The organism is Streptomyces albidus (ex Kaewkla and Franco 2022), assembly GCF_013870515.1.
Lineage (GTDB): Bacteria > Actinomycetota > Actinomycetes > Streptomycetales > Streptomycetaceae > Streptomyces > Streptomyces albidus.
The window spans coordinates 1-10,918 of record NZ_JACBXA010000202.1; the positions used below are offsets into that span (position 1 = coordinate 1).

The 10,918-nt window shown below is 70.6% G+C and carries 6 protein-coding genes and 1 pseudogene; 5 read left to right on the forward strand and 2 right to left on the reverse strand.

Translation table 11 applies throughout. The annotated features are described in order from the left end of the window. The coding region (locus H5J26_RS23390; protein ID WP_309238037.1) for a LacI family DNA-binding transcriptional regulator at positions 1-905 on the reverse strand (905 nt) is incomplete at its 3' end. A 339-nt stretch (positions 906-1,244) separates the two neighbouring features. On the opposite strand from H5J26_RS23390, the gene H5J26_RS23395 reads away from it, so the two are divergent. The 5 genes from H5J26_RS23395 (at position 1,245) to H5J26_RS23415 (ending at position 10,395) form a co-directional block, all read left to right on the forward strand. Beyond that, positions 1,245-1,994, forward strand: coding sequence for a VIT1/CCC1 transporter family protein (locus H5J26_RS23395; protein WP_181767922.1), 750 nt, complete (start codon positions 1,245-1,247; stop codon positions 1,992-1,994). A 446-nt stretch (positions 1,995-2,440) separates the two neighbouring features. Continuing rightward, positions 2,441-6,994 carry a glutamate synthase large subunit gene (gene gltB / locus H5J26_RS23400; protein WP_181767926.1) on the forward strand — a complete coding sequence of 1,518 codons (4,554 nt, stop codon included), beginning with the start codon at positions 2,441-2,443 and terminating at the stop codon, positions 6,992-6,994. After that, a complete protein-coding gene (locus H5J26_RS23405) occupies positions 6,987-8,447 on the forward strand; it encodes a glutamate synthase subunit beta (protein WP_181767923.1) in 1,461 nt (486 codons plus the stop codon). Before gltB ends, H5J26_RS23405 begins: the two co-directional genes overlap by 8 nt. Positions 8,448-8,695: 248 nt before the next feature. Then, positions 8,696-9,496 (forward strand): AfsR/SARP family transcriptional regulator, encoded by an 801-nt coding sequence (locus tag H5J26_RS23410; protein WP_181767924.1) that lies wholly within the window; start codon positions 8,696-8,698, stop codon positions 9,494-9,496. A gap of 107 nt (positions 9,497-9,603) precedes the next feature. Further along, positions 9,604-10,395: a thioesterase II family protein gene (locus H5J26_RS23415; protein WP_181767925.1), complete on the forward strand. Its 792-nt coding sequence runs from the start codon at positions 9,604-9,606 to the stop codon at positions 10,393-10,395. Between the two features lie 30 nt (positions 10,396-10,425). On the opposite strand, the pseudogene H5J26_RS23420 reads toward H5J26_RS23415, so the two are convergent. After that, a pseudogene (locus H5J26_RS23420) lies at positions 10,426-10,918 on the reverse strand (MFS transporter); the annotation flags it as partial.

Sequence of the window (10,918 nt, forward strand, 5' to 3'; positions counted from 1 at the left end):
CGCCCGCGCTCGGCGGAGCCGAGGTCGACGCTGGTCAGCGGAGGCCAGCCGGCCCGTACGAGGACGGTGTCGTCCATTCCGGCGACCGCGACGTCCTCGGGGATGCGCAGGCCGCGGGAGTGCAGGGCCTGCGAGGCGCCGAGTGCGAGCTGGTCGTTGGCGCAGAAGACCGCGTCGATGCCGGGGGCGGCGTCCAGCAGCCGGTGCAGGGAGCGGGCGCCCGCCTCGATGGTGAAGTCCGTCGTCTCCACCAGGCCGGGGTCGCCCTCCAGCCCGCAGGTCTCGAGGGCCTGGCGGTAGCCGCGCTGACGGTTCCGCCCGGGAACGGTGTCGGCGGGCCCGTTGATGAAGGCGACCGTGCGCCGTCCCGTCTCCACGAGATGGCGCACGGCCAGCTCCGAGCCGGTGACGGAGTCGGCGCGGACGCTGTCCACGGGAGCGCCCTCGGGGAGCGAGCCGATCACGACGACCGGCTGGGCCGCGGTGTGCAGCGCCTCGATGTGCTCCGGGGTGATGCGGATGGGGCAGAGGATCAGCCCGTCGCTCGTGCGGTCCGCGAGGCTGCGGAGCACCGCGAGTTCGTCCTCGACGACGGCGTCAGTCGAATGCAGCAGCAGCCGGTAACCGTGTGCTTTGGAGATCGTCTGGATCTGCCTGACCATCGCGACGTACACGGGGTTGCCGATGTCCTGCATGGCGAAGGTCAGCTGCATCGACCGGCCGCCCTTGAGGGACCGGGCCACGGCGTTGGGCACGTAGCCCACCTCCGCGGCGGCGCGCTCCACGCGGCGGACGGTGTCGGGGCGCGCCCCGTGACCGTTCAGCACACGTGAGACCGAGGCGATGGAGACGCCGGCGCGCTCGGCGATCGTCTCGACGGTGGGTGGCCCGCCTGTCGTCACCACAAATCTGCCCCTTCGACCGCTGATCTGAGAACCGACTGGAAACGTTTACAGCTCCCGCGGCAACCGCCCTGGGCAGGAGTGCGGGGTGAGTGACAGGAATGTTGCGCGCAGTTCTCGCGGGCGTCAATGCCGTGTGACCCAGCTCTCACCGCCGGGTGGCCGCCGCCGTAGGGGAACGGGCGCTCGGATCGGGCGCCGGGCGGCGGTCCCCTCACCAGGTAAGTTCGGCCTTCCTTGCTGGCGGGAGCACCTCTTTCGCGCATACCTTCGAGGAGCTGGAAGCCGGCGCGGGCGGTCGGCTCCGCCGAGGCAGGAGGAAGCGAACCGGATATGGCGGTCATGGAGAAGGACACAACGCCGGGTGCGGACGGGCAGAGCGACGAGGGTCCCCGCAACGATCACGCGGACCACACGCACAGGGACGTCAGCGGTGGGTGGCTGCGGCCCACGGTCTTCGGTGCGATGGACGGCCTGGTGTCCAACCTGGGGCTGGTCACGGGCGTGGCGGGCAGCTCCGCCTCCTCCCGCACCATCGTGATCTCCGGGCTCGCCGGTCTGGTGGCCGGAGCCTTCTCGATGGCGGCGGGCGAGTACACCTCCGTCGCCTCGCAGCGCGAACTGGTCCAGGCCGAGCTCGAGGTGGAGCGGCGCGAGCTGCGCCGTCACCCCGAGGACGAACTCGAGGAGCTCGCCGAGGTCTACCAGTCCCGGGGCGTGGAGCCCCGGCTGGCGATGGAGGTCGCCAGGCAGCTCCACGAGGACCCGGAGAAGGCACTGGAGGCGCACGCCCGCGAGGAGCTCGGCGTGGACCCGACGGACCTGCCCTCCCCGACGGTCGCGGCCGTCTCCTCGTTCCTGTCCTTCTCGGTCGGTGCCGCGCTGCCCGTCCTGCCGTATCTGCTGGGCGCGACATCGCTGTGGTACGCGGTGGTGCTGGCACTCGCCGGTCTGTTCGCCTGCGGGGCGATCGTGGCCCGGGTGACTGCGCGGAAGTGGTGGTTCAGCGGGCTTCGGCAGCTGGCGCTGGGTGCGGCCGCGGCGGCCGTGACGTACGGGCTGGGCGTCGCCTTCGGCGTGGCTGTGGGGTGAGTCATGGCCCGTGAGCTGGACTCGATGCCGCTGTCCGCTGCACGATCTTCTTGTTACCTCACGGTTTCAGGTCGTGCGACGCCGGGCAGAAGCCGGAAGGTCCGCGAGCAATGACGCCCGCACCGGACCCGAGTACAGCGCCGTCGTGCAGGGGCAATCCGCACCCCCGCCGCAGGCCCTGGGCGACACCCCATCGTGTATCGCTATGTGGCCACCGAGTCCACGTTCTGAGATGCGACATCCGTTTTTCGGGGTGTGGTCCATCATGTAACCTTCACGGAAATTTGCTCTGCAGAGGGCCAACGTCGTCCCTCGGCCCCCGCTCCCCGGACCCGGTCCGGATCGGGGGTCCCCCCGGCGATGCCGGGGAGGTGCTGTAAGCCAGGACGACGACGGGAGAGCCGATGCGTGCGGCGTTTCAGGCGGCCCACCCTGCCAAGCAGGGGATGTACGACCCGAGGTACGAGCACGACGCCTGCGGTGTCGGCTTCGTGGCCACCCTGACCGGTGAGCCCAGCCATGAACTGGTCGAGCAGGGGCTGACCGTACTGCGCAACCTCGAGCACCGCGGCGCCACCGGCTCCGATCCGGACACCGGCGACGGCGCCGGACTGCTGCTCCAGGTCCCGCACGCCTTCCTGCGCGAGACCGTCGACTTCGCCCTGCCCGAGCCCGGCGCCTACGCCGTGGGCATCGCCTTCCTGCCCGCCGACGAGACGGAGGGCGCCGCCGCCGTCTCGCAGATCGAGACGCTCGCGTCCGAGGAAGGCCTCAGCGTCCTCGGCTGGCGCGAGGTCCCCGTGGCACCCGAACTGCTCGGTGCGGGCGCCCGCGCGACCATGCCCGTCTTCCGGCAGCTGTTCGTGGAGGACGCCGGCGGCGCCGGTGCCGCACGTACGGGCATCTCGCTGGACCGGCTCGCCTTCGTGCTGCGCAAGCGCGCCGAGCGTGAAGCCGGGGTCTACTTCCCGTCGCTGTCCTCGCGCACCCTCGTCTACAAGGGCATGCTCACCACCGGGCAGCTGGAGCCGTTCTTCCCCGACCTGTCCGACCGCCGCTTCGCGAGTGCGATCGCCCTGGTCCACTCCCGCTTCTCCACCAACACCTTCCCGAGCTGGCCGCTGGCGCACCCGTACCGGTTCGTCGCGCACAACGGCGAGATCAACACGGTGCAGGGCAACCGCAACTGGATGCGGGCTCGTGAGTCCCAGCTGTCCTCCGACCTGTTCGGCCCGGGACGCGACGGCGACGAGCGGATGGCTCTGGAGCGGACGTTCCCGGTCAACACCCCCGGCGCCTCCGACTCCGCGATCTTCGACGAGGTCCTGGAACTGCTGCACCTCGGCGGGCGCTCGCTGCCCCACTCGGTGCTGATGATGGTGCCGGAAGCCTGGGAGAACCACGACTCGATGGACCCCGCACGGCGGGCGTTCTACCAGTACCACTCCACGATGATGGAGCCCTGGGACGGCCCGGCCTGCGTCACCTTCACCGACGGCACCCAGGTCGGCGCCGTCCTGGACCGCAACGGGCTTCGCCCCGGCCGCTACTGGGTCACCGACGACGGGCTCGTCGTGCTCGGCTCCGAGGTGGGCGTTCTCGACATCGACCCCTCCCGCGTCGTACGCAAGGGGCGGCTGCAGCCCGGCCGCATGTTCCTCGTGGACACCGCCGAGCACCGCATCATCGAGGACGACGAGATCAAGCAGCAGCTCGCCGCCGAGCAGCCCTACGAGGAGTGGCTGAACGTCGGGCTGATCGACCTGTCCGAGCTTCCCGAGCGCGAACACATCGTGCACACGCACGCCTCCGTCACGCGCCGCCAGCAGACCTTCGGCTACACCGAGGAGGAGCTGCGCGTCCTGCTCGCGCCGATGGCCAAGACCGCGGCGGAGCCGATCGGTTCCATGGGCACCGACTCGCCGATCGCCGCGCTCTCCGAGCGTCCGCGGCTGATCTTCGACTACTTCACGCAGCTGTTCGCGCAGGTGACGAACCCGCCGCTGGACGCGATCCGCGAGGAGTTGGTCACCTCGCTGAACTCCTCACTCGGGCCGCAGGGCAACCTGCTGGAGCCGACGGCGGCCTCCTGCCGCAGCGTCACCCTGCCGTTCCCGGTGATCGACAACGACGAGCTGGCCAAGCTCATACACATCAACGCCGACGGCGACCTGCCCGGCTTCAAGTCCACGACGCTCTCCGGTCTCTACCGCGTGCACGAGGGCGGCAGGGGCCTGGCCGAGAGGATCAAGGAGATCTGCGTCGAGGCCGACGCCGCCATCGAGGCCGGCGCCCGCCTGATCGTGCTCTCCGACCGGCACTCCGACGCCGAGCACGCGCCGATCCCGTCGCTGCTGCTGACCTCCGCGGTGCACCACCACCTGATCCGCACCAAGCAGCGCACCCAGGTCGGTCTGCTGATCGAGGCCGGCGACGTGCGCGAGGTGCACCACGTCGCGCTGCTCATCGGCTACGGCGCCGCCGCCGTCAACCCCTACCTCGCCATGGAGACGGTCGAGGACCTCGTACGGGACGGCACGTTCCTGCCAGGTGACATGCCGGCCGAGGACGCCATCCGCAACCTGATCAAGGCGCTCGGCAAGGGCGTGCTGAAGGTGATGTCCAAGATGGGCATCTCCACCGTCGCCTCCTACCGCGGTGCGCAGGTCTTCGAGGCCGTGGGCCTGGAGGAGTCCTTCGTCGACACCTACTTCCACGGGACCACCACGAAGATCGGCGGCGCCGGTCTGGACGTCGTCGCCAAGGAGGTGGCGGCCCGGCACGCCAAGGCCTACCCCGCCACCGGCATCGCGCCCGCACACCGGACCCTGGACATCGGCGGCGAGTACCAGTGGCGCCGCGAGGGCGAGCCGCACCTGTTCGACCCGGACACGGTCTTCAGGCTCCAGCACTCCACACGCGCCCGCCGGTACGACATCTTCAAGCAGTACACGGCACGCGTGGACGAGCAGTCCGAGCGTCTGATGACGCTGCGCGGGCTCTTCCAGCTCAAGGACGACCGCCCCTCGATCCCCATCGAGGAGGTCGAGCCCGTCAGCGAGATCGTCAAGCGCTTCTCCACCGGTGCCATGTCCTACGGCTCCATCTCCCAGGAGGCGCACGAGACGCTCGCCATCGCCATGAACCAGCTGGGCGGCAAGTCCAACACGGGTGAGGGCGGCGAGGACGCGGTCCGGCTCTACGACCCGGCGCGCCGCTCCGCGATCAAGCAGGTCGCCTCCGGCCGCTTCGGCGTCACCAGCGAATACCTCGTCAACTCCGACGACATCCAGATCAAGATGGCCCAGGGCGCCAAGCCCGGTGAGGGCGGCCAGCTGCCGGGCCACAAGGTCTACCCGTGGGTGGCCAAGACGCGGCACTCGACGCCGGGCGTCGGCCTCATCTCGCCGCCGCCGCACCACGACATCTACTCCATCGAGGACCTCGCCCAGCTCATCCACGACCTGAAGAACGCCAACCCCCGGGCGCGCATCCACGTCAAGCTGGTCTCCGAGGTCGGCGTCGGCACGGTCGCCGCAGGCGTCTCCAAGGCGCACGCCGACGTGGTGCTCATCTCCGGGCACGACGGAGGCACGGGCGCCTCGCCGCTCACCTCGCTCAAGCACGCGGGCGGCCCCTGGGAGCTGGGCCTGGCCGAGACGCAGCAGACCCTGCTGCTCAACGGTCTGCGCGACCGCATCGTCGTGCAGACGGACGGCCAGCTCAAGACCGGACGTGACGTGATGGTCGCCGCGCTGCTCGGCGCCGAGGAGTTCGGCTTCGCGACCGCACCGCTGGTGGTCTCCGGCTGCGTCATGATGCGGGTGTGCCACCTGGACACCTGCCCGGTCGGCATCGCCACGCAGAACCCGGTGCTGCGCGAGCGTTTCAACGGCAAGGCCGAATTCGTCGTGAACTACTTCCAGTTCATCGCCGAAGAGGTCCGCGAACTCCTTGCCGAGCTGGGCTTCCGCACCCTGGACGAGGCCATCGGGCACGCCGAACTGCTGGACGTCAGCCGTGCCGTGGACCACTGGAAGGCACAGGGCCTGGACCTGGAGCCGCTGCTCCACGTACCGGACCTGCCGGACGGCGCGGTCATGCACCAGGCCGTCGAGCAGGACCACGGCCTGGCCAAGGCGCTCGACAACGAGCTGATCAAGCTCTCCGCCGACGCCCTGTCCGCCGACGTCGCACAGGAGGCGCAGCCCGTACGCGGCCAGGTCGCCATCCGCAACATCAACCGGACCGTGGGCACGATGCTCGGTCACGAGGTGACGAAGAAGTTCGGCGGCGCCGGCCTGCCCGACGACACCATCGACATCACCTTCACCGGCTCCGCCGGCCAGTCCTTCGGTGCCTTCCTGCCGCGCGGCGTCACGCTGCGCCTGGAGGGCGACGCGAACGACTACGTCGGCAAGGGGCTCTCGGGCGGCCGGCTGGTGGTGCGCCCGGACCGCGGCGCCGACCACCTCGCCGAGTTCTCCACGATCGCGGGCAACACCCTCGCCTACGGTGCGACCGGCGGCGAGATGTTCCTGCGGGGCCGCGTCGGTGAGCGCTTCTGCGTCCGCAACTCCGGAGCGCTCGTCGTCGCCGAGGGCGTGGGCGACCACGGCTGTGAGTACATGACCGGTGGTGCCGCCGTCGTGCTCGGCAGCACAGGCCGCAACTTCGGCGCCGGCATGTCCGGAGGCACCGCCTACGTCATCGACCTCGATCCCGCCAACGTCAACGCGGGCCTGAGGGAAGCCGTCTGCGAACTCGACGACGAGGACGGGGAGTGGCTGCACGACGTCGTGCGCCGCCACCAGCAGGAGACCGGCTCCACCGTGGCCGAGGCGCTCCTGGCCGACTGGGAAGCGGCGCTTCCCCGCTTCGGCAAGGTCATCCCCGCCACATTCAAGTCAGTGCTCGCCGCCAAGGACGCCGCCGAGCGAGCGGGACTCAGCGAGTCCGAGACCCACGAGAAGATGATGGAGGCGGCGACCAATGGCTGACCCCAAGGGCTTCCTGAACACCGACCGCGAGGTCGCGCAGTCCCGTCCCGTCGAGGAGCGGCTGCGGGACTGGAACGAGGTCTACGTCCCGGGCTCGCTGCTGCCGATCGTCAGCAAGCAGGCAGGGCGCTGCATGGACTGCGGCATCCCCTTCTGCCATCAGGGCTGCCCCCTGGGCAACCTGATCCCCGAGTGGAACGACTACGCCTACCGCGAGGACTGGGGCGCGGCGATCGAGCGGCTGCACGCGACGAACAACTTCCCGGAGTTCACCGGGCGGCTGTGCCCGGCCCCGTGCGAGTCGGCGTGCGTGCTGGGCATCAACCAGCCGCCGGTGACCATCAAGAACGTCGAGGTCACCATCATCGACAAGGCGTGGGACAACGGGGACGTCACCCCGCAGCCGCCTGAGCGGCTCTCGGGCAAGACGGTCGCCGTCATCGGCTCCGGCCCGGCGGGGCTGGCGGCTGCGCAGCAGCTGACCCGTGCCGGTCACACGGTCGCCGTCTACGAGCGCGCCGACCGCCTCGGCGGGCTGCTCCGCTACGGCATCCCCGAGTTCAAGATGGAGAAGCGCCACATCAACCGGCGTATCGAGCAGATGCGTCTGGAGGGCACCAAGTTCCGTACCGAGGTGGAGATCGGCCGCGATCTGGACGCGAAGAAGCTGCGCAAGCGGCACGACGCGGTCGTCATCGCGGCGGGCGCCACGACGGCACGCGACCTGCCCGTGCCGGGACGTGAACTCAACGGCGTGCACCAGGCGATGGAGTATCTGCCGCTGTCCAACAAGGTGCAGGAGGGGGACCTGACCGTCTCCCCGATCAGCGCCGAGGGCAAGCACGTCGTCGTCATCGGCGGCGGCGACACCGGCGCGGACTGCGTGGGCACGGCCCACCGGCAGGGCGCTGCCTCCGTCACCCAGCTGGAGATCATGCCGAAGCCGGGTGAGGAGCGCTCGGAGAACCAGCCGTGGCCGACCTTCCCCATGCTCTACAAGGTCAGCTCCGCGCACGAGGAGGGCGGCGAGCGGGTCTACTCCGTGGGCACCACCCATTTCGAGGGCGACGAGGACGGCAACGTCCAGTGGCTGCACATGATCGAGATGGAGATGAAGGACGGGCGGCCCACTCAGAAGGAGGGCACCGAGCGTAAGATCCCCGCCCAACTGGTCACCCTGGCCATGGGGTTCACCGGTATCGACCGCGAGAACGGCCTCGTCGAGCAGTTCGGCGTCGAGCTGGACGAGCGGGGCAACGTGGCGCGCGACGCGAACTACGCGACCGACGTCGACGGCGTCTTCGTCGCCGGTGACGCGGGCCGCGGCCAGTCCCTCATCGTCTGGGCGATCGCCGAGGGCCGCTCGGCGGCCAAGGGCGTCGACCGCTACCTCATGGGTGCCAGCTCCCTCCACGCCCCCATCGGACCGACGGACCGCGCGCTGGCGGTCTGACACCTCTCATGCGGCCGCGGTGCCCGCCCCCACCCGACCGGGGGCGGGCACCGCGGTGCGCCGGGGGTGCTCCGGCTCTCCCGTGCGGTTCCCCCGTGTCTCCCGCTGTCACCGGTGGTACCTGTGGCGGCGTGAAAATCTCACCCCGATGCACCTGGCCGGTTCATGTCACCTTCATGGCTGGCTAACTGTCCTGTGCCCCGCCCGCCTGCCACTGTCGCCCTAACAAGTGGAAGGGAGCGGGGGAGATGGACATCGGAATTCTCGGGCCGCTCGTCGTGCGGATCGACGGCACCTCCGTGGTCCCCAGCGCGGCCAAACCACGCCAGGTACTGGCGCTGCTCGCCGCCGGAGTCGGCAAGCACGTGAGCACTGCGGCGATCGCGGAGGAACTGTGGGGAGGCGAACCTCCCACCAACCCTTCCGGGGTCGTACAGACCTACATCAAGCAGCTGCGCCGCGCCATCTCGGCAGCCCTGGACCCGTCAGGGGGCCGCAGCGCCAAGGACGTCCTCAGCCGCGGCTACAACGGCTACATGCTGGACATGCCCGGATCGGCCATGGACGCCCACGAGTTCGACCGCCTCGCCACCCGCGGACTGCGTTCGCTGGTGGAGGGCAGGGGAGCGGAGGCGTCCAGGTCGCTGGAGCGTGCGCTCTCCCTGTGGCGCGGGCCCGCGCTCGCCGACGTGCGGACGGGATCCGGGCTCGAGGTGGAGGCACAGTGCCTCGAGGAGGCACGGCGTGCGGCGCTGGACGGACGGATCACCGCCGACCTTCAACTTGGCAGGCACGCCGAGCTGATCAGCGAACTCACCATGCTGACCACCCGGTATCCGCTTCAGGAGAGCCTGCACGCGCAGCTGATGCTGGCGCTCTACCGGTGCGGGCGGTCCTGGCAGGCGCTTCAGGCCTTCCGGAAGCTGCGTGAGACCTACGTCGAGGAGCTGGGGATCGAACCCTCCCAGCGGCTGCAGCGGTTGCACAGTGCGATCCTGGCGGCAGACCCGCTCCTGGACTCGCCCGTGCGGTCTTTGGCGGCCTTTTAGCAGCCTCGGTCACGCTTGGGGGGTGCCGGCCGGGACGGCCGCAGTACCCGTGATGCCCACTCGTCCCGGCCGGTGCACCGACACCGGACGAGCCCGAGGTGGACCCCATGACGCCCTACCTGTCCCGGATGCGCGAGGACGACGCGGCAGGAGCCGGCCGAGTCCGGCTCCTCTGCTTCCCGTACGCGGGCGGCGGAGCCTCCGCCTACGGGCGCTGGCAGCGCGGGCTCGACGCGCAGGGGGCCGGCGTGCGGGTGATGCCGGTGCAGCTGCCCGGCCGAGAGGGCCGCGTCCACGAACAGCGGTTCACCGAACTCACGGCGCTCATCGACGACTTGGACGAGCACCTGGACGAGGAGCTGTCCCGGCCGCACATCTTCTACGGCCACAGCATGGGCGCGCTCATCGCCTACGCGCTGACCCGGCGCCGGCAGCAGCGCGGTGCGCCGCTCCCCAGCGCGCTCCTTCTCGGCGCCTACCGAGCGCCGCATCTGCCCGCGCCCGCCATAGCCGCGCCGGACGCCGACGACGAGGAGCTGACAGCGGGCCTCGCCCGGCTCGGCGGGATTCCACAAGTGCTGCTGAAATACCCGGAGTTCCTCTCCGCCGTACTGCCGGTGGCGCGCGACGACCTGTCGATGTGCCGGCACGACGCCGTGGCGACGCACACCGAGCCGCTGCCGGTGCCGCTTCATCTCTTCGCGGGCGAGCGCGACCGGCTGGTGTCCGTACGGGAGATCGCCGCGTGGCAGCGGTTCGCCGGAGAGGGATGCGACCTGCGCACCCTGCCCGGCGGTCACTTCTTCATCCGCGACGACGAGCGGGGCTTCCTGGCGGAGCTGGCCGCGGTCCTCGAACGCTACGCGCCCGCACAGGAGTTCGCGGGCGCCCCAGCCTGAGGCCGCCCGCCACCGTCCCCCGCCTCGCGGTCAGCCGTCGTAGACGCCCTGGAGCGCGGGGGACTCGGTGTCGGGTGTGGTCCATCGGGTACCGCCGATGGCCCGCTGCTTCGGACGGCGGTGCCTGCCCACGGGGCTGGAACCCGGCAGCAGGACGACGGCGACGGCCGCGCCCGCCGCCACCACCGCGGCGGCCACCAGGAAGCCCGAAGCGGCGGCCTGTCCGAAGGACTCGCGGGCGGCCGGGGAGGTCGGCGGGCCCGGCACCTCGGAGCTGTACTGACGGGCCAGCACGGTGCCGACCACCGCGACGCCCAGAGCGTTGCCCAGCTCCTGCATCGTGTCGTTGAGTGCTGCCGCGTTGCCCGAGCGCTCCGGCGGTACGAGGCCCATCACCGTGTCCGTCACGGGAGTCAGCGCGAGGCCGATCCCGAAACCGCTGAGCAGCACCCCGGCAAGCACGGGCGGATAGCCGACCGAGGCCTGGCTGAGGGTGAACATGCCGCCGGCCGCGCACACCAGG

Coding starts and splice junctions, on each gene's coding strand:
- H5J26_RS23395 (WP_181767922.1), top strand. CDS start 1,245: ATGGAGAAGGACACAACGCCGGGTGCGGACGGGCAGAGCGACGAGGGT.
- gltB (WP_181767926.1), top strand. CDS start 2,441: ATGTACGACCCGAGGTACGAGCACGACGCCTGCGGTGTCGGCTTCGTG.
- H5J26_RS23405 (WP_181767923.1), top strand. CDS start 6,987: ATGGCTGACCCCAAGGGCTTCCTGAACACCGACCGCGAGGTCGCGCAG.
- H5J26_RS23410 (WP_181767924.1), top strand. CDS start 8,696: ATGGACATCGGAATTCTCGGGCCGCTCGTCGTGCGGATCGACGGCACC.
- H5J26_RS23415 (WP_181767925.1), top strand. CDS start 9,604: ATGACGCCCTACCTGTCCCGGATGCGCGAGGACGACGCGGCAGGAGCC.